Raw genomic sequence first — 24,713 nt, 5'->3', positions numbered from 1 at the left:
TATTCATCTCCGACAATATTTAACCATTGTATTTAAAATCAGGGATTTATATGTCACAGGCGAATGCCAGCAAAAAGGCACCTACCGCTAAACCAGAAATTGTTGCTGATACCCAACTTAAGGAGTTCCGTACTCCCCCGCACAATTTAGCGATTGAACAGGCTGTACTTGCTGCCCTTATGACTGTGGCTGAATCTTTTGAACAAGTCGGCGATGTACTTACCGAAAATGATTTTTATGCGACCCGGCATAAATATATCTTCCGTGCCATTGAACAGCTTTCTAAGGAAAACTCGCCTTATGATGCAGTACTGGTTCATGACTGGCTGATCAAGCAGAACTTACTCGATGCGGTCGGTGGTGAAGAATATTTGATGCAGCTAATGGCTGACTCGCCTTCAAGTTTCTATAACCTGGAAACCTATGCCGGAAAAATTAAAGAGTTCTCTACTTTACGTAGCATGATCAAGGTCAGCTCTGAAATTTTACAGAATGCCTATGACACTAAAGGCCGTCCGGTGAGTGAAATTCTGGATCTGGCTGAAACTAATATTTTCTCGATTGCCGAACAACATAATAACAATGCCAAGGCTCAAGGTCCAAAAGCGATTAATACCGTTGTAGCTGACGTGTTCGACAAGTTGAATGAACTGTCCCAATTAGAAGGTTCAATTACCGGTCTGACCACCGGTTTCGTGGAACTAGACAACAAAACTTCCGGTATGCAGGCCGGCGATTTGATTATTGTCGCAGCCCGTCCTTCTATGGGTAAAACCACCTTTGCCATGAACCTGGTCGAAAGTGTGCTGTTTAACAACAACCTCCCTGCACTAGTCTATTCGATGGAGATGCCAGCGGATTCGATTGCGATGCGTTTGATTTCCTCTTTCGGCCGGGTGCATCAAGGTCACTTACGTGCTGGTAAAATGGACAGCGATGAATGGTCAAAAGTGACTAGTACCATTGTGCATTTACAGGAAAAGCATCTTTATATCGATGATTCCTCTGCACTACCACCGACTGAGGTTCGTGCGCGTGCGCGTCGTATTGCCAAAATGCATGGCGGTAAGCTCGGTTGTATCATGGTCGATTATCTTCAATTGATGAAAGTACCGGGTATGGGTGATAACCGTGTAGGCGAGATCTCGGAAATTTCTCGAAGCTTAAAAGCCTTGGCCAAAGAGATGCAATGTCCAGTCATTGCCTTATCACAGTTGAACCGTTCTCTAGAAAACCGTCCCAACAAACGCCCGGTGATGTCTGACCTTCGTGAATCTGGTGCGATCGAACAGGATGCCGACTTGATCATGTTTATTTACCGTGACGAGGTTTATAACAAGGAATCGAAAGAAGCCGGCACTGCCGAGATTATTATCGGTAAACAGCGTAATGGTCCAATTGGTACCGTACGTCTGGCATTTGAAGGTCAATATACCCGTTTCAGTAACCTCTCTCCTGAGTTCTATGCCCAGTATGATGATGAAGAGTAAGTATTCAAGTTTGATCTGAGTGTAGAAAAGAGGCCGAAATGGTCTCTTTTTTATTTAGAATGCTTGCTGTGCATGAAATTATATAAATGAGCATGTCCATTTATAGTAGATAGGTCTACAATATTCACAATTTTGAAATGACCGCTTTTGTTTTCACAATCCTGTTATTTCTCTCCCTGTTTTGTGTGTTCCACACGATATTATTTTTGTCATCCCGCAGGAGTATCTAGGGTGCGCCAAGCTACAGTTTATATTGACAGTGAAGCACTGCAATATAATTTAAACCGTGTCAAACAACTTGCCCCAACCGCTAAAATCGTCAGCATGGTCAAAGCCAATGCTTACGGACATGGAATTAAAGACTGCTTAGCAGCCTTAAAAGATAGTGATGCCTTTGGTGTCGCCTGTCTGGAAGAAGCCCTGGAAATTCGTGAACTCGGCTACCAGCAACCCATTACCCTAATCGAAGGCATTTTCTCTGCAGATGAAATGCAGGTTGTGATCGATCAGAATATTGAAGTCATTGTGCATCATCAGCCACAACTGGACTGGTTACTGGCAAATAAAGAAGCCTATATTGCGAAAGGCCTAAAAGTTTGGGTAAAACTCAACAGCGGTATGAACCGTCTTGGTTTTAAAATTGATGTGATTAAAGATGTGATCAATCAATTAAAAGCAGAAGGTTTTACCTGCGTGCTGGCGATGCACTTTGCCAATGCTGATGCGGAACATCCTCTCAATGAACAGCAAATCCAGCAGTTCTTGGAAGTGAAGAATGACTGCGCACCTTTAATGGGTTCTTGCTGTAACTCAGCTGCGATCTATAAATATCCAGAATTGCATTTTGACTTTGTTCGTCCGGGCATCATGCTCTACGGCGCGACTCCATTTGCAGACAAGACTGTACATGATCTAGATCTAAAACCAGTCATGACTTTTACCGCTGAAGTGATTGCATTGAATAATATCAAACCTGGTGAACATGTCGGTTATGGTTCAACTTTTACTGCTGACAAAGACATGACCTTGGCCATTGTTTCTATCGGTTATGGTGACGGTTATCCACGTGCTTTCCCGAAACAGAACCATGTAGCGATTCATGGTCAGCAAACCCGTGTGATTGGCCGTGTGGCAATGGACATGATTGCCATTGATGCAACTGGTCTCAATCTGGAATTAGGTACTGAAGTCGAACTATGGGGCAAATCCCGTCTGGTTGATGATGTAGCTGAAGCCAATGGTACGATTGGTTATGAATTACTTTGCCGCATGTCTGCCCGCCCGGTACGCAAACTGGTTTAAAGAAAAACTAGCCAAAAATAAAAAAGCCCAATATAAATTGGGCTTTTTTATACGGTCAGTATTTAAGCTAATTTTTGCTCTTCATTTTCGATTAATGACAGTTCAAGTAATAAAGCATCTACTTGTTCCTGGTTAAAATCATTAGGCGTAAAAACCTCAAATCCCATCTCTTGGCAGAATTGTTGAATGGAACTGCGTTTAGAAATATATTTCATCGACCAGTCGCCAAAAGTACGCTGCTCAATCTCTTTGGTTTCAAATAGTTTAATATTTTTATGGCGTGGATCTTTAGACAGTCTCTCTGTCAGTAAAGCTTTTAAAACCAGACATTCCCCTTCCAGGCACTGGAAAAAATGTCCATCAGCAAAATAAAGCACCCCTGTTATTTGATTAGGATGATTAAAATCACGTGCTTCTTTAAGGATATCCGTTAAATCTTGAAGTAAGTCGGCTTTGGACGAGGTACTTTCACTGGCGTAACAAAATTGGTACATGCGGCTAACCTCTATTCTTATCTATGCAATATCGTATAGAAGTTAGCACTGTATACTAAACGGTCAATTTTTGCTAATACTTATAAGAAAAAATTATTTATAATTCTATAAATATTATAAGAAATAGTCATTCGATGGTGTAGGCAATTCAGCTAGGCCTTTCTTTAAAGTTTCTGACCACTGTCGACTGATATCAGTAAAATACTCATCGTCTTCAGCAATACGTTTACCTTTCGGCATCATTAAGCTGTCTTTTTTATAGACAAGTACATCCAGTGGCATACCGACAGATACATTTGAACGTAAGGTAGAAGCAAAAGAAATCAAAGAACAACGTAATGCTTCATCGAGTGGCATATCATAGGTCAAGGCACGATCCAGAATCGGCTTACCGTATTTGCTTTCACCAATCTGGAAATATGGCGTATCTCGTGTCGCGCAAATAAAATTGCCTTGCGGGTAGATATGATAGAGCTGCATTTCCTGATTTTTAATCTGGCCGCCGACCAGGAAATTACAATAGTAAGTACTTTGTTCTAAACTATCATCCGTGACATTGGCAATCACTTTTTTGAGTGTATTACCCACCAGTTCCGCAACATCAAACATGGTCGGTAAACTCAGGATATTCGGTTCCTGCCTGAGTTCCAGCTGATTTCTGATATGTCCGATTACCGCCTGTGTTGTTGCCAGGTTTCCGGAAGCCTGGAGTACGATAACGCGCTCCCCATCTACCCCAAAGGTATATAATTTTCGAAATACCGAAATGTGATCCACACCAGCATTGGTACGTGTATCACTGATAAATAGCATACCTTGCTCTAAACGAAGGGCACAACAATACGTCATTTTTTGTCCTTATTAATGAATTAACATCCTAGTACCTGGACGATGGAATACATGGATTCCACACCGCCTTCTTCTCTTACACCACGTACTGGTGCAACATCCCAATAGTCGCGCCCCACCGCAACATAGACATGCGCACTAGGCGTAAATAACAGGTTACTCACATCAAAACAGTACCATGCCTGTTCAATAAATACCTCAGCCCAAGCATGACTCGCCAGATGTGAGGCATTCTGTGCATAAAGATAACCTGATATATAACGTGATGGTAAACCTAAATGTTTACACATGGCGATAAAAATATGACTGTGATCCTGACAGACGCCCTGACGTGCTTCAAAAGCATCAATAGCAGACCCCTGTACCGTAGTACTATTTGATATATAAGGAACGTGTTCGAGTACGGCTTGAGCCAAGCCGATTAAATGTTTACGAGTTAATGCTGGAACATGACGATCTGCAAAATCCTTCATCTCTGCATTGCATTTTGTTGCTTCAGTCGGCTGTAAAAATAGATATGGATTTAAGGAATCATTTAAGCCCTGCTCATGCGCGAGATTTAGCTCAACGATGCCTTGTGCCATGATCATCAGGCTATGATAGGATTCACGCTGTGTACTGGTCATCCAGAGATTTTTAAAGGCATCATGCCGAATCACTTTCTGACCCGGTACACTGACATCCCAATAATGCACCTTCTGATGTTCATTGGTGGAAGGCATCATTTTGATGTACTGAATACTGTTCCTCACCTCGGCTGTGTACGTGTATTGCGTTTGGTGATTCACCATCAATTTCATACATCAGCCTCGAACAAGCGATGAATATGATCACTAAACTGGTAAAACTGCTTCAGATCAGGTGCGGCACGTAACTGTGTCCAGTATTGTTTTACACTGCCCCAACCAATCTCACAGAGTGTATCCACAATATAATCGATTTTACATAAGGTACGGGTAGTATCCTCACCGAGACGTAACTGCTGATCTAGCTGTTCCAAACATTGGCCCAGACTGAAAAATAGAAATACATCTGATGATTCTGCTTCTAGAATTTCGGCACAATCTGTCACGACATCGCAGATATAACCGGCATTCTGATCCGCAGTTTTAATCAGTTTCAGTAGTTCGGAATATGCTTTGCCAGACAATACACCGCGTAATTCCTGAATATTGTCTTTTGCCACCTGAAACTGTTGGGTAAATGAAGTCGGTTGGGTACTATCCAGAACCAGCTCATTTAATGAACTGGCATCAAACGCAGGCAAACAGAAAGCATGTGCATAAGCCACAGCGGCTTCATCATCTAAAAATGGAAAATGCGAACATAAAAACTGGGTACGAGATAAATAACGGCCTAACCAAAAAATATGTTGCGCATTGGTATTTAACAAAACCATGACGTTATCCTTCTTTGGAATGTTATGAATGTAAGTTGTCGACTACCCAAGTATCTTTGATCCCGCCACCTTGCGATGAGTTGACCACCAGTGAGCCTGCCTGCATGGCTACCCGGGTCAGACCACCTGGCACAATTTCAGTGCGGTAAGGTGAGCTCAAGACAAAAGGACGCAGATCAATATGTCGTTCAGCAATACCAAAATTGCTTAAAGTCGGACTGACCGACAAATTCAAAGTTGGCTGCGCAATATATAAATGCGGCGCAGCTAAAATTTTATCTCTGAAAATATCAATATGCTGTTGAGAGGCTTGTGGCCCAATCAGCATGCCGTAACCGCCAGAACCTTGTGCTTCCTTGACGACCAGCTGATCCAAATTTGTCAACACATAGTCCAGATCTTCCGGATTACGGCATTGGTAGGTTGGAACATTATTTAAAATCGGTTTTTCACCCAAATAAAAATGAATCATTTTATCGACATAAGGATAAATCGATTTATCATCTGCCACACCTGTACCCGGGGCATTTGCGATTACAACATTGTGCTGTAAATATGCGGACATTAAGCCCGGAACACCCAAAGTACTGTCTGGTTTAAAGCACAGTGGATCAAGATAGGCGTCGTCGACTCTTCTATAAATAACATCAACCTGTTGACGCCCACGTATTGTTTTTACATAAACCTTCGAGTTCTCAACAAAAAGATCACGTGATGTCACTAAAGGCACATTCATCTCCCTTGCAAGGCAAGCGTGTTCATAGTATGCACTATTGAAACGACCCGGGGTCAAAACCACAATGAATGGATTATCGGTATAAGCATTTTCCGCCAGAATTTCTTTTAAGAGTTTTGGATATTGTTCAATACCGGCAATATTGGATTGCTCAAACACTTTTGGCATTAACTTCTGGCTGATCTTGCGGCATTCCAGCATATAAGACACCCCAGATGGCGTTCTCAGGTTATCTTCCAGTACATAAAATTCACCTTTGGAATCTCGGATAATATCAATCCCGCTAATCTGGCTATAGATACTGCCTTTCAAATGATGCTGGTACATATGTGGCTGATACGCTTCATGGGTGAGCACCTGAAGCTCAGGGACAATATTGGCTTTAAGAATATCCTGCTGATGATAAATATCATGCAGAAACAGGTTTAAGGCTTGAACACGCTGTGCTGAACCGAGTGCCACCATATTCCACTGTTTACGGGCAATCACCCGTGGGATTACATCAAAAGGAATAGTCCGCTCAGTGCCTTGCTCATCTCCATACACGGTAAACGTAATACCGTCATAAAGAAAATGTTCTTTTGCTACTTCATTTAGCTGATTCAGTTCATCTAGTGTATGCTGTGACAGCCATTCTTCAATTCGTTGACCTGCCTGACTGTGTATTACCTGATGATCACGCATTTCATTGAAAAATTTCGAAGAAATCTCTTGGTATAAAAAATGCGGACTGTGCTTGATTGAAATATTAAGTGCTGTAGTATCTGTAAAATTTTTGCTTAAATCTGCTGCAGTATGATTTTCTACTGTTGTAATAGTATTTGTATCCTGGCTTTCTTTTAGCATACAAACCTCTTCATTGTAATCTATTATAATAAAATCAAAGCAATATCCATGCCATGACATCCGTTTCGAAGTCTGTATTAACCCAGTAAAGTGCCTATTCACTCAATATCATTTTTCGCCAAGATGTTTACGGATTGTAGGTCAATTGTTGCGCAGAATAACTTGCGAAAAAAATTCAGATTTCTTATTGTGGTAAGCTCATATTTAATTTGTTTCCACTGATTGCCAGTAAAAATACATTATGTCAGCACAAGAAAAAGAAACCTCCAATAGCCTTTACCGCCAATGGCAAATCTTGTCGCGTCTTTCTACCGGCAAATGGATGGGAACCCGTGAACTCCAGGAAATCCTGAATCGCGAAGGGATCGAGATCAGTTTACGCACCATTCAGCGTGACCTGAATCAGATTGCCCAGCGTTTTCCGATTGAGAGCAGTAAAACCACACCACAAGGCTGGCGCTGGCGTTCAGATGCCCCGATTCAAAGCTTGCCGCATATGACCAGTTCGCAAGCGGTGACCTTTATGATGGTGGAAGAACATCTGAAACATTTGCTACCACCTAGTCTGATTGAAGAAATGAATCCCTGGTTTGATCTGGCTCGACGCAGCCTGTCTTCACAAAATAATGTACGACAATGGATTAACCGGGTCAGAATCGTGCCAGCTACCCAGCCACTCATTCCGCCTGTCGTTGATAAAACGGCCCAACAGGCGATTTACGAAGGCCTGTTACAGGACAAACAGCTGGAATGTGTTTATCAGGGTCGTGGTCATAATGGCGAAGAGAAAACCTATATTTTAAATCCGCTGGCATTAGTACAAAAAGGTTCAATTATCTATCTGGTCTGTACCCGTCATGATAAATCGGATATTCAGACCTTTGCCCTGCACCGTTTTAAATCAGCAGAGGTGCTGAATTCTCGTGCCCTACACCCGGTAAATTTTGATATTGATGAATATATTGAATCTGGCGCTTTAGGATTCCGGGTCGATTTTAACCAGCCAACGGAAAATGTATTGCTTCAACTGAGCATGCCTGAATCTGATGCGCACTATTTTGAAGAAAGTCAGCTCAGCAAAGATCAAAAAATTGAAAAAATTGAAAATGGCATAGCCCTTATTAGCGCAACTGTGCCTTTTACCTCACAACTGGTTTGGTGGTTACGAAGTTTTGGCAATAAAATCAAAAATATCGAACCAAAAATAGTGGCAGATGCTGTTTACCAAGTGAATGAAACTGATTCAGTCTCTTCCAAAGAATAAAAAAGTCCCCATTTTGGGGACCTGATCAATTTATCATTTTATTTTTATTATTGCTCTGGTGATCTGTTACTGAGCCGGTCTGCTTTCCTCTTGCCCCAGAAAACAGACCGGATGGTCACATTAGAAATTAAAGAGTCTGATAACATGAGCAAGCCAGCTCTGCATTATTAAAACGGATCGATTTTTTTGTCATAATTTACACTCCTGCTGTGGGGATAAAAATCACTATAGAGCGCTTAAGCCTATTTTTGAAATAAAAAGATAGAGCGCTTAAGCCTGTTTTTGAAATAAAAAGAATGCATGCCTTTTGCACAATTTTTCCATAGAAGATTATTTGGAAAATTTATTATCTATCTAGAAGATAAGTATGGCGGCCATTAAAAGACTTTCAGCAAGTTTATAAAATTAAAAAACAATTCTATGCTTGTATAAGCCAGGAAGCTCTGCACATTATTAAACGCTATCGTAGTGGAAATAGGGATTTAATTTCATAATGGCTAACCCTGCGCAATTAGTACGACACAAATTACTTAATACTTTCTTTTCACGGCATTCGGTCTGGTTTGCCTGCATCACCATCGCCGTTATTTTTACGATTTTTCATATCGGTTATGAGCCGCGCTATATTTATTATTTTATGCCGGCAACCTTAGTGAATACACTATGGATCGTTAGTATTCTGCTGAGCCTGCTAGGCCTATATGACGTCTTGCAGAACAGACATTCAATCTTAAAAAATTATCCGATTATGGGCCACTTCCGTTTTATCTTTGAAGAATTCCGCCCCGAAATTCGTCAGTATTTTATTGAAGCGGATCGGGATGCTTTGCCATTTTCACGTATGCAGCGTAGTCTGGTGTATCAACGGGCCAAAAATGAAAATTCAGATAAGCCTTTCGGCTCAATCATGAATGTCTATGAAGAAAATTATAAGTTTATTAGCCACTCTCTCACCCCTTGCCGACCTGCTGATCCAGAAACCTTCCGCATTCTGATCGGCAATGAGCAGTGTACGCAGCCTTATTCTGCTTCCATTTTGAATATCTCGGCTATGAGTTTCGGGAGTTTAAGTGCCAATGCGGTTCGGGCTTTAAATCTTGGTGCGCAAAAAGGCAAATTCTTTCATGATACCGGTGAAGGTAGTATCAGCCCTTATCATCTGGAACATGGCGGTGACATTGTCTGGGAAATTGGTAGCGGCTATTTTGGCTGCCGGACCTTAGAAGGTCAGTTTGATCCGGTAAAATTTGCAGAAAAAGCTAAGCTACCTCAGGTAAAGATGATTGAAATCAAGCTTTCACAAGGTGCCAAGCCTGGACATGGGGGGATTTTACCTAAAGCCAAGATTTCAGAAGAAATTGCTCAGATTCGCGGGATTAGCCGTGAACATGACTGTGTCTCACCTTCTGGACATCCGGCGTTTAAAACCCCGATTGAAATGATGAATTTCATTCAACAACTACGTGAGCTTTCTGAAGGTAAGCCAGTCGGATTCAAGCTTTGTCTGGGTCAACCTTGGCAATTTATGAGTATGGTGAAAGCCATGCTACATACCAAAATTTATCCTGATTTTATTGTGGTAGATGGATCTGAGGGCGGTACCGGTGCTGCACCAATTGAATTGATTGACTATATGGGTACTCCTTTAAGAGAAGGTCTTTTGTTTGTGCACAATACCTTGGTCGGTGCAGGATTGAGAGACAAGATTAAAATTGGTGCAAGCGGGAAAATTATCAGTGCCTTTGATATTGCTAGTACCATGGCACTTGGAGCTGACTGGGTTAATTCAGCGCGCGGATTCATGTTTGCAGTCGGATGTATTCAGGCTCAAAGTTGTCATACCAATCAATGCCCTGTGGGAGTCACTACTCAGGATAAAGAGCGTCAAAAAGCCCTGCATGTCCCGACTAAGGCCGAGCGAGTATTTTATTTCCATAAAAATACAATGCATGCCCTGTCTGAGCTAATCGCTTCAGCAGGTTTAAAACATCCTTCTGCTATTAAACCGCATCATCTGGCACAGCGAATCAGCAATCATGAAATCAAGAACTTTGCCCAGATTCATTTCTGGCTTAAAGAAGGTGAATTATTACATTGCGAAAATAAAGATGAGGAAAATTTCTATTTCCGTATGTGGAATATGGCCAAATTGGAAAGTTTTTAGACTTAGAATAAGTGAAATTTAATCGAGTTAGACAAGAAAAAGGCGTTTACTAAAACGCCTTTTTTTAATTGAGAGTGTCACAGTCTAATAATAGGTCTTACTGCCATGCGCATGTAAAAAGGCTGGAATTAAACCTGTGAGTGCTGCACGGATATCCGCGCGTTCATTAATCAATTGATGTGAACCTTCTTCCAGCATTAACAAAGTTTGCAGGCGGAACTTGCGACGGATAAATTCAATATTATAACGCCAGTCCACTGTCTGATCCTGAGCACCTTGAGCTAACCAGACAGGGATTCGGCAAGCTGGACGTGCTTCCATTTCCAGCATCCAGCGTGACATCGCTAGAATCCAGTCCATGCCCATCATGCGGGGTTGCAAAGGATCTTTAAGTCGGATAAAACGCAGAAATTCAGGATTATGGTTATTACGGCGGAAATGACGCGGTACTTCACGCTTGATCCGGCTAATAATGCCGAGACCGAGCGGATTATGCCACCAGGCAGTTTTAGCTGGACGAATCAACGGTGACAATAACAGCACGCGATCTACAAACGGATTTTCACGTCGTTCTGCAAATTCGAGCAAATGATGCATCCAGATCGCACCACCGGTACTCTGTCCAATACCGACCCATGGTTTAGGTAACTGCTCGGCATGTTTGACATAGCGATATACCGCATGCAAAACCTGCTGATAATGGTCAAAATTCTGGATACTGGCAGATGAACCATCACTCAGACCATGCCCCGGCAGATCATAGGTTAGAACGCTAAAACCCTGTTCCAGCAACTCACGTACGATCGGCTGATAAATTCCGCTATGTTCCAGATATCCATGTAATAGAAACGCCGTTCCCTGAATTTTGTCAAAACGGGTATTTTCTAGATTAGGTGTAAATACTTGCACATGCAGTTTAAACAGCGGCATCTGTACATAGCCCTGCCAATGCTTGCAATCCAGCAAATCGAAACCATATAGTCTGCGATAAGACAGCAGATCAATAGTCGGCTGGTCATCCCTATTCAAGTTTAAGGGCTGTAAAAGCTGTGGCGTTGTTTCCCTGCTTGGCACAGGTAAATCCAGCTGTTTCAGGATGGTCGGGTTTAAAAACGGAATATCAGACATTAAGGCACCTCCCGACAGTCACTGGAGCCAAACCACATATCGCGGATAGTGGCCAGCATTTCATAATTGGCACGGCGACTATGATCATAATTTTGTCGACTTGGACGCCAACGGGTCAAGGACTTCGGCATCGGTGCTTCCACTGGAATCGTTTGAATACCATTCAGTGCAAACAGACGACGGGTACGCGGCATATGATAACGGTCGGTAATCAGAATCACAGTCGGTGCCCCACCTTTTTTTTGCAATAATAACGAGCTGAAACGGGTATTTTCACAGGTATTCATGCTGCGGTCTTCAAGCAATTTGGCATCGACATTGTAATTTTGTAACCAGCGCTGCATATACGGCGCTTCCACACCACTCAATACGATCGGTAACTGATACTGTTTTTCAACTGCGAGTGTGGTTTCCAGACGCAAACGCGTATAGTCATTGACCACAATATCCTTACCATTTTCATGTAAAGTTAAACCACCACCTAAGACCACAATGGCATAAGGTTTAGACTGATTGACCGGTTTCTGTTGCTGCTGTTCCTGCAGTAAAGCCAGATCTTCCTTGATTTCCTCTTTCGCTGTGACCTGTACGGCACTCGCTTCTTCATCTTCCAGAGGATGAGTCGTTAAGAATTCAACATATTGTTCAATCCGTTCCTTGTTTTCATTACTGTCCCATTCCAGCAGTTCGCGGACCTTCTGAGTCGGGTCAACGGCTTCCACAGGTTCTTGCTGGGACAATAAAGGCACTTGTGCAGGCTGGTTCTGTTCTGCTTTTTCTTCCTGCTGTTCACGCTGATGTTCTTCAATCATCTGTTGCAGTACCTTGTAGCGTGCCTGAATCAGCATCAGATTGGCAGAATGATTTTGCTGGATATCCTGCTCCATCACACGCAAATAAGCCTGACGGGCAATCCACTGATCAGAACCTGGTTCGAGCGTATCATCTTCACTCAAGGAAGCCATTTTCTGGCTTTGTGCTGCAACTTCGTTAATTTCAAAGGACACAAATCGATTGAGTCCCTTAACCACAAGCTGCGAATAAAATGGCGAATAGATCAACATCACCAGACAGCCGAAAAATACAAACAGTCCTGCGACGATTTGTACTAAACGGACCATCCAATGGGTGTTTTTCATATACGTTATTTATCCTGATGAGATCGAATTAAGCCTTTACAATCAAATAATACCGGTTCAGGTTCGAGCATAATCTTGAATTTGTCCCAGACAGCCTGCTGTACTGCGCCATAGGCTTGACGGACATCCGTCAGAGAAGCATGACCATAGTTCACCAGAACCAGTGCCTGTTTATGGAACATGCCTACTGACCCAAGCTGTTTCCCCTTCCAGCCTGCCTGATCAATCAGCCAGCCTGCCGCCATTTTAACCTGATCATTGGCCTGCGGATAATGGGGCAAATTAGAAAAATGCACAGCAATTCGGTCAAAAACCTGTTGATTTACGATAGGATTTTTAAAGAAACTTCCCACGTTTGGAAATTCTTTAGGGTCAGGAAGTTTGCTCTGACGAATCCGGATCACCTGCTGCTGCAAGTTTTCTGCTGTGAGATTATCACCCACCGCTGCTTTAAGATCACCATAATTCAGTTTCAGATTTGCCTGTTTTAGTAATTTAAAAGTAACGTGTGTAATCACATAACGTGTTGGATCATCTTTAAAAATACTATGACGATAGGAAAAATGACAGTCTGAGGCAGGAATGGAATCAAATTTTTTCAGCTTACGGTCATAGACCTCTACCGCATGAATAAATTCGCCAACCTCGACACCATATGCCCCAATATTCTGCACTGGAGATGCGCCGACCAGTCCGGGAATCAGGGCCAGATTCTGCAAACCATAGAGTTTCTGTTCTGTCGTCCAGAGTACGAAGTCATGCCAAACTTGGCCCCCACCTACCCGCAGACATTGATGCTGCTCATTTCCTTCTAGCATTTCAATGCCCTGGATATCCATATGCAGGACGAGAGCATCAATCTGTTCCGGCAATAACATATTGCTACCGCCAGAAAGAATCAGCACATTCAGTTGTTGCTGCTCAGCAAACTCCAGTGCAGCAATCAGATCATCAGTTGATTGGATCCGGCTGTAGTAAGCGGCAATCACTTCGAGATTTAGCGTATTAAAAGGTTTAAGTTGAACCTGAGTCTGAATCTGCATGACTTAAACCTTTTCTGTTTGATGTTGTTTAAAAATTTCTACCCAGGCCCGACTGCTGGACTCACATTGGTTCAGGACACGCTCAAAACCATCTGCCCCGCCATAATATGGATCTGGCAAAGCCTGTTTTGGATAGTGCTGATCATGTTCACTCATTAAAGCAACCTGGACACGCAGGCGTCCGAATTCTGCCTCTGCCTGATGCTGGAGCGCCTGAATATCTGCCAGATTTTCCAGATCCATCGCTAGAATCAGATCATAATCAATAAAATCATGGGTTTTGAGTTGACGCGCACGCAGGCCAGAAAGATCATAACCCCGTTTTAAGGCATGTTGCTGGCTACGCAAATCAGGTGCTTTCCCCGGATGGTAATTACTGGTTCCTGCTGAGTCGACCACAATATCGAGTTTCTGTTCATCACAATAATGTCTGAGTACCACTTCTGCCGTGGGAGAACGACAAATATTTCCCAAACAAACACATAACACCTTATATGGCGTTCTGGATGACATAAACAACCTCAGAGTTAATCATTTTCAAGATACTTATGTTAAGTTATTTACCTGATGAATCCTATATCACCGCCCCATAATAATTTTGTATTTGCGATAAAAATTAAAGGATAAAGACATGAATCGATTTCAGTTTCAAACCGTTCCCAACATCATCGCCGGCCTCGGCACGATTCAGGAATTATCCTCTATTCTCAAACAGGGCCGTTATCAGCGTGTTTTACTGGTCACTGACCCAGGTATGTTACAGCATCAATTACACCTGCCTATTCTGGAAATTATTGAAGATGCGGGACTGGATTATGCAATTTATTCCGATGTACAGGCCGATCCACCTGAGCATGTAGTGCTTGAAGCAGCAGATTTTGCCAAACAGGAAAATGTCGATATCGTGATTGGCTTTGGTGGTGGCAGCTCTATGGATGTCGCCAAGCTGATTGCAATCTTGAGTCATCCGTCACAGCACCAATCTTTGTCTGATCTGTATGGCGTAAATCAGGCTACTGGCCCCCGTTTGCCCTTGATTTTGGTTCCTACCACTGCAGGTACGGGATCTGAAGTTACTCCGATTTCAATTGTCACTACAGGTGAAACTACCAAAACCGGAATTGTGGCACCGATCCTGTTTGCAGATACTGCTATTCTGGATGCAACCTTTACCCAAAATCTGCCGCCCTTGATTACTGCTGCGACCGGCATTGATGCCATGGTTCATGCTATTGAGGCTTATACCTCTAAAATCAAAAAAAATCCCTATTCCGATATGCTGGCCAAGCATGCTTTGAAACTGTTAAATGCCAATCTTCAACGTGTGCTGGACGATGGTCAGGATCTGGACGCACGTCAAAACATGCTGGTCGGCTCGATGCTGGCAGGTCAGGCCTTTGCCAATGCACCAGTGGGTGCGGTACATGCACTGGCTTATCCGCTAGGTGGACATTTCCATATTTCACATGGACATAGTAATGCACTGGTATTAACTGAGGTAATGAAATTTAATACCCCTGATGCCAAGGCGCTCTATGCCGAACTGATGTGCTTGTTAGATCCACAAAGCAAAGGCTGTCATGATGGCCTGACTGACCTATTTATTGATCATTTTAATAATCATCTGGTGAAAAGTGGCTTAACCCTGAAACTTAAACAATTAGGAATTCCTGAACATATGCTGATGATCATGGCCGAAGATGCCATGAAACAGAGCCGCCTGTTACAGAACAATCCACGTGAACTTACTCTGGAAGATGCTTACAACATTTATCAGGCGATCTATTAGATTTAGGATTATTTTCGACTCAGCAGATCTAGCCACTACAAGTTATTTAAAAATATGAAAGCAGCTCTTAAACAACGCGAACATTATTCATTTTTTCTGCCGATACAGACTCGTTGGGCGGACAATGACCTGTATGGCCATGTCAATAATGTCACTTATTACAGCTATTTTGATACGGCCGCGAATGCCCTTTTGATTCAGGAAGCCGCATTTGATCCCAAATATTCTCCAATGATTGGACTGGTGGTCAGCTCGCAATGCCAGTTCAATCAGGAGCTGTCTTATCCGGAAATTATAGAGGTAGGTGTCGCCATAGAAAAAATGGGGAATAGTTCTCTCAGCTATGATCTGGCAATCTTCAAAATGAACTCTGATACGGCAGCCGCTCAAGGCAGTTTTGTGCATGTGTTTGTCGATCGCTACACACGAAAAAGCACCCCGATTCCAGCTGAAATGCTGGATGCTTTAGCGCGTTTTGTCTCAGCCTAAAATTATTTTATTTCAGCTGAATATTGTGCAATTCACCATCAAACTGTTCCAGCAAGTCACGTACAGCCGGTTCAGCATGCAGCAGCTCTTCTGCGCGTTTAAAAGCGCGTACTTTACGTTCTTGCTGCATGGTATATGGCGTTAACTGCTCTACATCTTCAAACTTCACCTGGAAAATGGTCTGTGGCCATTGTTCCCGCAAAGCTGCTTCCAGATGATGTTGTAGCTGCGACAAAAGCGGCTGATAACGCTCTGGAATATGAAAGACCGATGCTGCATTAATCTGACCAGTCATGATGCCATACTGAGCCAATTCCTGAACTGCCGGAGATAACTGGCTGTTACGGAACCAGAATTCCCATTTTTCTACCGTCCATTCACCCTGCATATCCTGTACCGGAATTTGCAGAATATCCTGCGGCATCAGATTACGGTCTGTAGAAAAATTCGTATTTGCGATCTGAGTTGATGCAACCTCAGTCTGATTAGAAATTTCTGACTGGCTTTCATCTGCTTTATGAACCACTTGTTCTGATTCAGGAGCTAAAGCATCCAGACTAAACTCGGATTCTTGTTCTACTGGTGCGGCAATATCTTTTTCAGGAATGAATTCTTCTAAAAGAAAATCATCACTGCTGGCTTCAGGGCTAGATGGAACAGGTTCTGCAGGAACATCGTCAAAACCAAACAGACCATCTTCCAGGTTTGGATCAAATACAATTTGATCAGACTCAGATTGTTCTACTCTAGTTGATTCAGCTTGTATGACTTGAGGCTCAGAATTGGTTTCTGGCTCGTCTTCATCCAGAAAATCATTCGAAGATGGTTCAGACTGTGCAGTGACTGGATGATCATCCTGATCGTCTTCATAGCCAGCATCTAATGAAAAATCTTCTACAGCAGCTTGAGCAACCGGAGCACTTTCCTGCTGCGTTATCTGATTTTGTTGTGGAGCTGAAGCAGCAGGTACAGCTTGTTGTATCTGAGCTGTATTAGTTGGAATTTCATTGGGCTGTAGCGGACAGAAGGCTAGCAAACGCAGCACCGTCATCTCAAAGCCTTGCTCCTGCGTAACCGCAAGCTGTAGGTCAGCCCGGCCTTTACAGGCAATCTGATAATACAGTTGCAAATCTTGTGCTGAAATCAAAGCCGATAACTGCATGATCTTTTGATTGATCTCGGCACTGTATTTCAGGCTTAAATCTGGCAGGTATTGTAATAAAGCCAGTTCATGCAAGGTAGAAATCAACTGATCTAATACCAGTGATACATCCAGCGCCTGCTGACGGAATTGCAATAATAATTCGCTAACACGTGCTTTCTGGTTCTGATGAATCGCCAGAATCAGATCATAGATGATGGTTCGGTCGATCAAGCCCAGCATGTCTTTGACATCCTGATGCTGGATAGCCCCCTGACCATAGGCAATCGCCTGATCTGTTAAGGATAAGGCATCACGAAGCGAGCCCTGTGCTGATTCTGCAATCTGCCAGATCGCATCCTGATCAGCCTGAATGCTTTCTTTCGTCAGGATATTGCCCAGATGTTCGGTAATTTCATCAACAGCCAATGGACGCAAAGTAAATTGCAGGCAGCGAGAAATAACGGTAATCGGCAGCTTTTGTGGATCTGTGGTAGCGAACAGGAATTTGACATGCTCCGGTGGTTCTTCCAGTGTCTTTAATAGAGCATTGAAGGAATGCGTGGACAGCATATGTACTTCATCGATCAGATAAACCTTGAAACGACCCTGAGTTGGCGCATAAGGGACATTGTCCAGCAGCTCACGGGTATCTTCGACTTTGGTACGTGATGCCGCATCGATCTCGATCAGGTCAATAAAACGGCCTTCATTGACGGCGGTACAGGTCGGACACACCTCACAAGGAGTTGATGTAATACCGGTTTCACAGTTCAAGCACTTCGCCAAAATACGTGCAATCGTGGTTTTACCAACACCACGCGTTCCCGTAAACAAATAGGCATGGTGCAAACGGCCACGCTCCAGTGCGCTGGTTAAGGCACGTGAAACATGGTTTTGACCGACCAATTCGTTGAAATTGCGGGGACGGTATTTTCGCGCAAGTACTTGATACATGTATGCTCCTTTTTACAGGTCTAAGCATACTGTTTTTTTATAAAATAGTGAATGAATTAATCAGTTATGATCTGGAGAGATAGACCTATCAATCTGATTTAAATCAACTATCTCGAAGCTGTTTGCTCCATTTTTATGCCTGACAGGAATATCAGGATAGTTTTTGTATATTTGGAAAATAAAATATCTATTGATCTACCATCTATTTGAGCAGATTAATACAATCTTAAAAATAAAAATTTCTAATCGAAGATAAAGGATTGAGTTGAATCTGTTTAAGCGAATCGCCCTAAAATAAAATCACTCTGCATCTGGTAGCGTTTACCGCTTTTGTCTTCACGGATTTCCAGCACATGCTCTTCCAGATCAACATACAGTAAATTACGAGTCGCTACATTCACCAGCTCAATCTTCTGATGAGAATCATCTTGGAAACGAATCGGGCCACTAAAGGTTTCCACCTCATTATGACCACTCAGGCTTTCACGTTCTAAAGTATAAGTTTGATCTTCGTGCAGAGTTAGCATGACAGCCATGCCCGGACAATCATCACAACGGGACAAGCAGCCCATGCAAGGAGTTGTACCCTGATACTCTCCCGCCCATGCTGGAATCTGTGCCTTGGCTTCAACAATAGTATTTTTAGCTGATTGGGTTTGATCCTGACAACCGAATAAAGCACCGGTTGCCACTAAGGGAATCAGTATTACTTTTTTCATGGTTTCATTTCGCAGCACTGGAATTTGCCACAAAATAGCATATTTTAAATGACTGACTAAACTCCCAAATCAAGGATATTCAGTTAGCGCCAGCCTTTTCTTCCCGTCAATACCGCATCAGCACAGCGCAAAGTTTCCTGCGTCAGCCCCCAAAGACGGTAATCTCCAGTTAATGAACCTGTTGGGAAGTTATGGGTATAGGCAAAACTTAAACCGCGTTCCGGATCACACCAGGCACCAGAACCGTTAAAGCCCATATGACCAAAACCTGTAGAGGCTTTACCCAATGTCAAAATACGGTGATAACCCAGACGCCAGTGCATTGGCACAGGCATCACCCGATCACGACGGGTATATTGCACCTGGCTTAGTCGCTGGAATACTGGAGGTGAAATCAACTGCTGGCCTTGCCAAGCACCGTGATTGGCCAACATCGCATAGATTTTTGCCAGACTGTCTGCAGTAAAGACGCCATTAGCTGAAGGAATAATCGCCTGTAATCCCTCATCACTAAAGAAGCTAAAATTCTTCATGCCTTTAGGAATCATGCCATCCTGAAAATCTTGTGGACTCTGACCACTCCAGACCAGAGCACGCTCCATTAAACCGGGTTTGCGTGTAACTACTCTTTTGCCTTTAGAAGATTGAGATGCAGATTTTGCTTTAAAGATCGGTCGCGCAACTCGAGGCAGTTCATCCAGCGGCACACTAAAATAGGCACCATTTAATTGCAGAGGCTGAACTAAATATTCCTGCATTAATTGGCCTAATGATTTACCGGTTGCCTTTTCCAGTACTCCCCCCACCTGCCAGCCAAAAGTCAAAGGTTGATAAGCGGCATCAGTCGTGGTCTGAAAACGTGGTTCAGCTGCCGCGATCCGCTCCAGCATGTGTGACCAGTCAGCCATTTCAGTGGCATCATCAATGATATTACGGATATCAAACAAACCACTTTGATGGCTCAGCATATGTGCCAAAGTAATCGACCGTTTACCTTTCTGGGCAAATTCAGGCCAGTATTCTGCAACTGATCTGTCATAGTCCAGATAACCTTTACTGACCAGAATGTGTGCCAATGTCGCCAGTACACCTTTGCCAGTGGAATAGCATAGTGACATGGTATCGGGCTGCCAGTTTTCTGTGGCAGACTTCTTTCCGGTATAAATATCGACAACTTTTTGTCCCTGAAAATATACGACAAGTGCTGCACCACCCTGTTCAGTACGTGCATCCTGTAGGCGGCTAAACTGACGAGCAAGGTCGCGAAAACGTGTATCCACATTGCCCTGATAATTATGCTGATCAGCAAACAGATAATCTTTGATTGGCTGCGTCATTCTATCCATAGAATTTTGATCCCTTAAAATGAAAAAGCCTAAATCGAGTTTAGGCTTTTGATTTAGATTTAAATCGCTTTTACATGGCCGGTCACATGCGGCTTCTGGTTTTTGCTATTCCGGATCAGGAAATCTGTATCATTCGCTGCTTGAGCCGTTAGAAACTCAACTTTAGAAGGCAAGTAAATCGGTAGCTTGAACCAGACATCGGCTTCATACGCATCCGGCAATGACAGATTAGCCAGCGCTTTGGCTTTGCTCCACATACCATGTGCAATCGCCTGCTTAAAACCAAAAGCCTTCGCTGTAACAGCATGAATATGAATCAGATTAAAATCACCTGAAGTCATGGCATAACGGCGGCCGGTATTTTCTGAAATTTTCCATTCAGTATTCAGCTTATAGTCTGGTGCTTTACTTTCTGCTGATTTTGCAGCAGCTTTAGCATCAGTCTTTTGACGTGAAAGATAAGTCGTTAATGCCTCAACGACGACTTCATTGCCCACTTTGACTGTGGTAATAAAATCAAACTGAACGCCTTTGTCATGGGGCTGTAATTCACCAAATTTGCATGACAGGGTTAAAGTCTCATTTACACCGACTTTACGGTATTGCTTGACCTGATTACGGATATGTACCAGTCCTAAAATCGGGAACGGAAATGCTTCCGAGGTCATCATGTGCATTTGTAGACTTTGAGACAATACGGTCAAATAAATAGCTGGAATATAACCATTATTTTTAAAGCCACATACTTCATTATAGGCTTTTAAATGTTTCTGATCGACCTTGAATGAATCCACCACATATTCAACTTGCGGCAGAACTTTTTCAGCTTTCGGCTTTTTAAAAATCAAGCCTTGAATCACTTTTGGATAGGCTAAATAAGGTTTTGGAAGTTGACTAAAATGGCGCGTATTCATACTGAACCTTTGGAAATATTATCTTTATAAAGTGACCTCTCCTGAGCATACTTCAATCATTGTATGAATGTGAAGCACTGGAGAGGTTTTGAGAATTCTTGGAATTTTCTCATTAGAATTTTAATCCCCCGGAATCCCCCTTTATAAAAGGGGGACTTCTCCTTTCTTTTATAAAGAGAGGTCGGGAGAGATTCCATTAAGCCCCTAACAGGCTTTGACCACAGACACGAACCACGTTGCCATTTAAACCAGTTGAAGCCGTAGAAGCAAACATGGCAATCGTTTCTGCAACATCTACAGGTAGACCACCTTGGCTCATTGAGTTCATACGGCGGCCTGCTTCACGGATTGCAAATGGAATCGCAGCCGTCATTTGTGTTTCGATAAAGCCCGGTGCAACGGCATTAATCGTTATACCATTTTTTAAGGTTGGTGCTGTGAATTTCACCACACCAATCACACCCGCTTTAGACGCTGCATAGTTGGTTTGACCCAGGTTACCTGCAATACCTGAAATTGAAGATACACAGATAATACGGCCATTGGCATTTAGACCATCGTTGGAGATTAAATAGTCATTTACACGTTCAATGGCAGACAGGTTGATGTTAATCACCAGATCCCATAGCTCAGGCTTCATATTGGCCAAAGTCTTGTCGCGGGTAATACCGGCATTGTGCACAATAATGTCCAGACCGCCTTGCTCAGCTGCTGCCGCTTTGATTTTCTCACCTGCATCTGCAGCAGTAATATCGATGGCTAAAGTTGAACCGCCAATTTCACCGGCTACACGGTCAAGGTCCGCTTGCTGCTGCGGAACATCCAGACAGATAACATGTGCGCCATCACGTGCCAATACATGCGCAATCGCTTCACCAATACCACGGCTCGCACCGGTCACTACAGCAGTTTTACCCGCTAATGGTTTAGTCCAGTCCACATCCACTTTTTCAGCAGGTGAAACACGGATCACCTGACCAGAAACATAGGCAGAACGTGGAGAAACTGTAAAACGTAAAGCAGACTCAAGGTTTGCTTCAGCACCGGCATCTACATAGATCAGGTTCGCTGCAATACCCTTTTTAAACTCTTTACCCACAGATTTTACAAAACCTTCCAGTGCGCGTTGAGCAATTGACTGACTGACTGATTTAGCAGTTTCAGGCGTAGTCCCCACAATCACGACACGGCCAGAACTTTGGATTTGACGCGCAATCGGGTTGAAGAAATCATAAAGTGATTTTAACTGTTCTGAATTTTCGATTCCTGAAGCATCAAAAATGACAACTTTGAATTTTGATTCTTTATCGCCCGGATTAAACGCGCCCAGATTCAGTCCAGCCGATGCAGCAGCCTGTTGCAGTTCAGCATTGTTACCTGCATAACTATTGGCATGAATATTTGCCAGAACCTGAGCAATAGCACCAGTCAAGGTACTTGCCGGTGCTGCTCCAAACAATACCGCACCTTTGACAACTGGTGTAGCAGACTCAAAACGGTCTAAAGAAGTTGGGGATGGCAGACCCAAATTTTTAATGACAAATTTACCAATAGGAGATTTTGCAAAAGTTTGGTACTGATCAGTCATGTTTATTATCTCTCATACAAATTAATTTTTGGTTGATCTAAAGTTATCCTTAAACTTCAGTATGATGCCAGACACTTATATTTCAATAGATCTACCAGATTCCGCCCAATCATACTTGAGATAATAGGCAGATGACTTGACCTAAGCGCAGTCTGTAATGTCATTGTAGTCAATACAGCCTATCTTCTTCTATGCTAATGTAACCGCCAAGAAGACGATCTATTTGCCTGGTAAAGCCTTATGAGCAAAACAACTCAAGATAATCCAGCAGTCGAGAACTCTGCGACAGAAACTGTGTCAAAACCATCAACGCGTAGCAAGCGTAGCACTAAAAATCCTGATACAGCCAATGCTGCAGAAAAAAGTCCGGCTAAAACCCCACGTACACGCAGTACATCTGCACGTACTAAAAAAACGACTTCAAGCCAACAAGATTCAACATCTATAACACAGACTTCTGTTCAACAGGAACCAAACATGAGCCAAAATACAGTTCGCCGCGTTGCTATTATCGGTGGTAACCGCATTCCATTTGCACGTTCTAACGGTGCTTACTTTACGGCATCCAATACTGATATGTTCACAGCAGCCCTGAATGGTCTGGTTGAACGTTTTAACCTTCAAGGTCAACGCTTAGGTGAAGTGGTTGCAGGTGCTGTACTGAAACACAGCCGCGACTTCAACATGACGCGTGAATGTGTACTGAATACTGCTCTTGCACCGGAAACACCTGCTTATGACATCCAGCAAGCATGTGGTACTGGCCTTCAAGCGGCATTCCTGGTCGCGAACAAGATTGCTCTAGGTCAAATCGAAGTGGGGATCGCAGGTGGTGTAGATACGACTTCTGATGCACCCATCGCTTTCGGTGATGGCTTGCGTAAAGCATTACTTGAGCTGAACATTGCGAAAACTGCGAAAGACCGTTTAAAAGCCCTGACTAAAATCAATGTGAAAGACCTGATGGACGCACCAAAAAATGGTGAGCCACGTACTGGTCTGTCTATGGGCGACCATCAGGCGATTACTACACTGGAATGGGGTATTTCCCGTGAAGCGCAAGATGAGTTAGCTGCTTCTTCACACCAGAAAATGGCAGCAGCCTATGAAGAAGGTTTCTTTGATGACCTGGTGACTCCATTCTTGGGTCTTGAACGTGACAACAACTTACGTCCAGATTCTTCAGTTGAAAAACTGGCGAAACTAAAGCCTGCTTTTGGTAAAGGCGATGCACGTACCATGACAGCGGGTAACTCTACTCCACTGACTGATGGTGCGTCTTGTGTGCTATTGGCTTCTGAAGAATGGGCTAAAGCAAATGGTCATGAAGTACTGGCTTACCTTACTTTCCAGGAAACTGCTGCAGTTGATTTCGTAGAGAAAAAAGAAGGCCTGTTGATGGCACCTGCTTATGCAGTTCCTCGTATGCTGGAACGTGCTGGTCTGAAACTGCAAGATTTTGACTACTATGAAATTCACGAAGCATTTGCATCGCAAGTACTTTCAACGCTGAAAGCTTGGGAAGATCCAAAATTCTGTAAAGAACGTTTAGGTCTGGATGCTCCTCTAGGTTCAATTGATCGTGCCAAGCTGAACGTAAAAGGTTCTTCTCTTGCTGCAGGTCACCCGTTTGCAGCAACTGGCGGTCGTATTATCGCAACTGCAGCAAAACTGATTAACCAGAAAGGTTCAGGTCGTGTACTGGTTTCGATCTGTGCAGCTGGTGGTCAAGGCGTAACAGCAATTATTGAAAAATAATCCAAGCCTCATATAAAAAAACCGCTCTCTATGAGTAATGCCAGTCAGTTAAGAGATTGACTGGCTTTTTCTTGGGTATTTTTGAGGTTTTCCTTTTACAACCCTTGGATAACTCCTCACTCTTCTCTCAGGTATAACATACCGATTAGATTTCTCCA

The 24,713-nt window shown here is 43.2% G+C and carries 21 protein-coding genes; 7 read left to right on the top strand and 14 right to left on the bottom strand.

Features of this window, described 5'->3' with window-relative positions; all coding sequences use genetic code 11:
• Positions 1-50 precede the first annotated feature (50 nt).
• Together dnaB and alr are read left to right on the top strand one after the other, a co-directional pair.
• The gene (gene dnaB, locus FTU01_RS13095) at positions 51-1,490 is read left to right on the top strand and encodes a replicative DNA helicase (RefSeq protein WP_004783882.1); all 1,440 of its coding nucleotides are present in this window, start codon (positions 51-53) and stop codon (positions 1,488-1,490) included.
• A gap of 231 nt (positions 1,491-1,721) precedes the next feature.
• Positions 1,722-2,792 carry an alanine racemase gene (alr, locus tag FTU01_RS13090; RefSeq protein ID WP_180139457.1) on the top strand — a complete coding sequence of 357 codons (1,071 nt, stop codon included), beginning with the start codon at positions 1,722-1,724 and terminating at the stop codon, positions 2,790-2,792.
• 62 nt (positions 2,793-2,854) lie between these two features.
• On the opposite strand, the gene FTU01_RS13085 is transcribed toward alr, so the two are convergent.
• The 5 genes from FTU01_RS13085 to FTU01_RS13065 all read right to left on the bottom strand — a co-directional run bounded on the left by FTU01_RS13085 (position 2,855) and on the right by FTU01_RS13065 (position 7,116).
• Complete coding sequence (locus FTU01_RS13085) at positions 2,855-3,286, bottom strand: BLUF domain-containing protein (RefSeq protein ID WP_180139454.1); 432 nt, start codon at positions 3,284-3,286, stop codon at positions 2,855-2,857.
• A 114-nt stretch (positions 3,287-3,400) separates the two neighbouring features.
• On the bottom strand, positions 3,401-4,135 hold the full coding sequence (locus tag FTU01_RS13080) for a proteasome-type protease (RefSeq protein ID WP_004783888.1): 735 nt from the start codon (positions 4,133-4,135) through the stop codon (positions 3,401-3,403).
• Between the two features lie 20 nt (positions 4,136-4,155).
• Complete coding sequence (locus tag FTU01_RS13075; protein WP_179992462.1) at positions 4,156-4,935, bottom strand: transglutaminase family protein; 780 nt, start codon at positions 4,933-4,935, stop codon at positions 4,156-4,158.
• A complete protein-coding gene (locus tag FTU01_RS13070; protein WP_004783892.1) occupies positions 4,932-5,534 on the bottom strand; it encodes an alpha-E domain-containing protein in 603 nt (200 codons plus the stop codon). Before FTU01_RS13070 ends, FTU01_RS13075 begins: the two co-directional genes overlap by 4 nt.
• Before the next feature lie 22 nt (positions 5,535-5,556).
• A complete protein-coding gene (locus FTU01_RS13065; protein WP_179992461.1) occupies positions 5,557-7,116 on the bottom strand; it encodes a circularly permuted type 2 ATP-grasp protein in 1,560 nt (519 codons plus the stop codon).
• 241 nt (positions 7,117-7,357) lie between these two features.
• On the opposite strand from FTU01_RS13065, the gene FTU01_RS13060 reads away from it, so the two are divergent.
• Both FTU01_RS13060 and FTU01_RS13055 read left to right on the top strand, forming a co-directional pair.
• A complete protein-coding gene (locus FTU01_RS13060) occupies positions 7,358-8,380 on the top strand; it encodes a YafY family protein (protein WP_166134987.1) in 1,023 nt (340 codons plus the stop codon).
• Between the two features lie 493 nt (positions 8,381-8,873).
• Positions 8,874-10,544: an FMN-binding glutamate synthase family protein gene (locus tag FTU01_RS13055; protein ID WP_004783900.1), complete on the top strand. Its 1,671-nt coding sequence runs from the start codon at positions 8,874-8,876 to the stop codon at positions 10,542-10,544.
• Positions 10,545-10,628: 84 nt separating this feature from the next.
• Here FTU01_RS13055 and FTU01_RS13050 read toward each other — a convergent pair whose 3' ends face one another.
• The 4 genes from FTU01_RS13050 to FTU01_RS13035 are packed head-to-tail and all read right to left on the bottom strand — an operon-like array spanning position 10,629 to position 14,367.
• Positions 10,629-11,672 (bottom strand): alpha/beta hydrolase, encoded by a 1,044-nt coding sequence (locus FTU01_RS13050; RefSeq protein WP_005236036.1) that lies wholly within the window; start codon positions 11,670-11,672, stop codon positions 10,629-10,631.
• Positions 11,672-12,811: a YdcF family protein gene (locus FTU01_RS13045; protein WP_166134989.1), complete on the bottom strand. Its 1,140-nt coding sequence runs from the start codon at positions 12,809-12,811 to the stop codon at positions 11,672-11,674. Before FTU01_RS13045 ends, FTU01_RS13050 begins: the two co-directional genes overlap by 1 nt.
• A 5-nt stretch (positions 12,812-12,816) precedes the next feature.
• A complete protein-coding gene (gene murB, locus FTU01_RS13040) occupies positions 12,817-13,854 on the bottom strand; it encodes a UDP-N-acetylmuramate dehydrogenase (protein ID WP_180139451.1) in 1,038 nt (345 codons plus the stop codon).
• 3 nt (positions 13,855-13,857) lie between these two features.
• Positions 13,858-14,367 carry a low molecular weight protein-tyrosine-phosphatase gene (locus tag FTU01_RS13035; RefSeq protein ID WP_180139448.1) on the bottom strand — a complete coding sequence of 170 codons (510 nt, stop codon included), beginning with the start codon at positions 14,365-14,367 and terminating at the stop codon, positions 13,858-13,860.
• A 118-nt stretch (positions 14,368-14,485) separates the two neighbouring features.
• On the opposite strand from FTU01_RS13035, the gene FTU01_RS13030 reads away from it, so the two are divergent.
• Together FTU01_RS13030 and FTU01_RS13025 are read left to right on the top strand one after the other, a co-directional pair.
• On the top strand, positions 14,486-15,643 hold the full coding sequence (locus FTU01_RS13030) for an iron-containing alcohol dehydrogenase (RefSeq protein ID WP_180139445.1): 1,158 nt from the start codon (positions 14,486-14,488) through the stop codon (positions 15,641-15,643).
• 54 nt (positions 15,644-15,697) lie between these two features.
• Positions 15,698-16,132, top strand: a complete 435-nt coding sequence (locus tag FTU01_RS13025) for a thioesterase family protein (RefSeq protein ID WP_180139443.1) — start codon at positions 15,698-15,700, stop codon at positions 16,130-16,132.
• Between the two features lie 7 nt (positions 16,133-16,139).
• Here the strand turns inward: FTU01_RS13025 and dnaX are convergent, their stop codons facing one another.
• The 5 genes from dnaX to FTU01_RS13000 all read right to left on the bottom strand — a co-directional run bounded on the left by dnaX (position 16,140) and on the right by FTU01_RS13000 (position 22,797).
• A complete protein-coding gene (gene dnaX, locus FTU01_RS13020; RefSeq protein ID WP_180139440.1) occupies positions 16,140-18,230 on the bottom strand; it encodes a DNA polymerase III subunit gamma/tau in 2,091 nt (696 codons plus the stop codon).
• A 275-nt stretch (positions 18,231-18,505) separates the two neighbouring features.
• The gene (locus tag FTU01_RS13015) at positions 18,506-18,949 is read right to left on the bottom strand and encodes a copper resistance protein NlpE N-terminal domain-containing protein (RefSeq protein WP_004783916.1); all 444 of its coding nucleotides are present in this window, start codon (positions 18,947-18,949) and stop codon (positions 18,506-18,508) included.
• 83 nt (positions 18,950-19,032) lie between these two features.
• Positions 19,033-20,295, bottom strand: coding sequence for a serine hydrolase (locus FTU01_RS13010; RefSeq protein ID WP_180139437.1), 1,263 nt, complete (start codon positions 20,293-20,295; stop codon positions 19,033-19,035).
• Positions 20,296-20,354: 59 nt separating this feature from the next.
• Complete coding sequence (locus tag FTU01_RS13005; RefSeq protein WP_180139434.1) at positions 20,355-21,209, bottom strand: MaoC/PaaZ C-terminal domain-containing protein; 855 nt, start codon at positions 21,207-21,209, stop codon at positions 20,355-20,357.
• Positions 21,210-21,405: 196 nt separating this feature from the next.
• Entirely contained in the window at positions 21,406-22,797 is a 1,392-nt protein-coding gene (locus FTU01_RS13000) for a 3-oxoacyl-ACP reductase (protein WP_180139431.1), read from the bottom strand.
• 240 nt (positions 22,798-23,037) lie between these two features.
• Here FTU01_RS13000 and FTU01_RS12995 point away from each other — a divergent pair, with 240 nt between their 5' ends.
• Entirely contained in the window at positions 23,038-24,555 is a 1,518-nt protein-coding gene (locus tag FTU01_RS12995; RefSeq protein WP_180139428.1) for an acetyl-CoA C-acetyltransferase, read from the top strand.
• Positions 24,556-24,713 lie beyond the last annotated feature (158 nt).

The sequence above is a fragment of the Acinetobacter sp. YH12043 genome, assembly GCF_013419915.1.
GTDB lineage: Bacteria > Pseudomonadota > Gammaproteobacteria > Pseudomonadales > Moraxellaceae > Acinetobacter.
Note: the sequence above shows the minus strand (reverse complement) of the source record. Positions and strands in the feature narration are given on the sequence as shown.

Excerpts from the sequence above, each read along its gene's own strand:
- dnaB (WP_004783882.1), top strand. The coding sequence starts at position 51 with ATGTCACAGGCGAATGCCAGCAAAAAGGCACCTACCGCTAAACCAGAA.
- FTU01_RS13085 (WP_180139454.1), bottom strand. The coding sequence starts at position 3,286 with ATGTACCAATTTTGTTACGCCAGTGAAAGTACCTCGTCCAAAGCCGAC.
- FTU01_RS13080 (WP_004783888.1), bottom strand. The coding sequence starts at position 4,135 with ATGACGTATTGTTGTGCCCTTCGTTTAGAGCAAGGTATGCTATTTATC.
- FTU01_RS13075 (WP_179992462.1), bottom strand. The coding sequence starts at position 4,935 with ATGAAATTGATGGTGAATCACCAAACGCAATACACGTACACAGCCGAG.
- FTU01_RS13070 (WP_004783892.1), bottom strand. The coding sequence starts at position 5,534 with ATGGTTTTGTTAAATACCAATGCGCAACATATTTTTTGGTTAGGCCGT.
- FTU01_RS13065 (WP_179992461.1), bottom strand. The coding sequence starts at position 7,116 with ATGCTAAAAGAAAGCCAGGATACAAATACTATTACAACAGTAGAAAAT.
- FTU01_RS13060 (WP_166134987.1), top strand. The coding sequence starts at position 7,358 with ATGTCAGCACAAGAAAAAGAAACCTCCAATAGCCTTTACCGCCAATGG.
- FTU01_RS13055 (WP_004783900.1), top strand. The coding sequence starts at position 8,874 with ATGGCTAACCCTGCGCAATTAGTACGACACAAATTACTTAATACTTTC.
- FTU01_RS13050 (WP_005236036.1), bottom strand. The coding sequence starts at position 11,672 with ATGTCTGATATTCCGTTTTTAAACCCGACCATCCTGAAACAGCTGGAT.
- FTU01_RS13045 (WP_166134989.1), bottom strand. The coding sequence starts at position 12,811 with ATGAAAAACACCCATTGGATGGTCCGTTTAGTACAAATCGTCGCAGGA.
- murB (WP_180139451.1), bottom strand. The coding sequence starts at position 13,854 with ATGCAGATTCAGACTCAGGTTCAACTTAAACCTTTTAATACGCTAAAT.
- FTU01_RS13035 (WP_180139448.1), bottom strand. The coding sequence starts at position 14,367 with ATGTCATCCAGAACGCCATATAAGGTGTTATGTGTTTGTTTGGGAAAT.
- FTU01_RS13030 (WP_180139445.1), top strand. The coding sequence starts at position 14,486 with ATGAATCGATTTCAGTTTCAAACCGTTCCCAACATCATCGCCGGCCTC.
- FTU01_RS13025 (WP_180139443.1), top strand. The coding sequence starts at position 15,698 with ATGAAAGCAGCTCTTAAACAACGCGAACATTATTCATTTTTTCTGCCG.
- dnaX (WP_180139440.1), bottom strand. The coding sequence starts at position 18,230 with ATGTATCAAGTACTTGCGCGAAAATACCGTCCCCGCAATTTCAACGAA.
- FTU01_RS13015 (WP_004783916.1), bottom strand. The coding sequence starts at position 18,949 with ATGAAAAAAGTAATACTGATTCCCTTAGTGGCAACCGGTGCTTTATTC.
- FTU01_RS13010 (WP_180139437.1), bottom strand. The coding sequence starts at position 20,295 with ATGGATAGAATGACGCAGCCAATCAAAGATTATCTGTTTGCTGATCAG.
- FTU01_RS13005 (WP_180139434.1), bottom strand. The coding sequence starts at position 21,209 with ATGAATACGCGCCATTTTAGTCAACTTCCAAAACCTTATTTAGCCTAT.
- FTU01_RS13000 (WP_180139431.1), bottom strand. The coding sequence starts at position 22,797 with ATGACTGATCAGTACCAAACTTTTGCAAAATCTCCTATTGGTAAATTT.
- FTU01_RS12995 (WP_180139428.1), top strand. The coding sequence starts at position 23,038 with ATGAGCAAAACAACTCAAGATAATCCAGCAGTCGAGAACTCTGCGACA.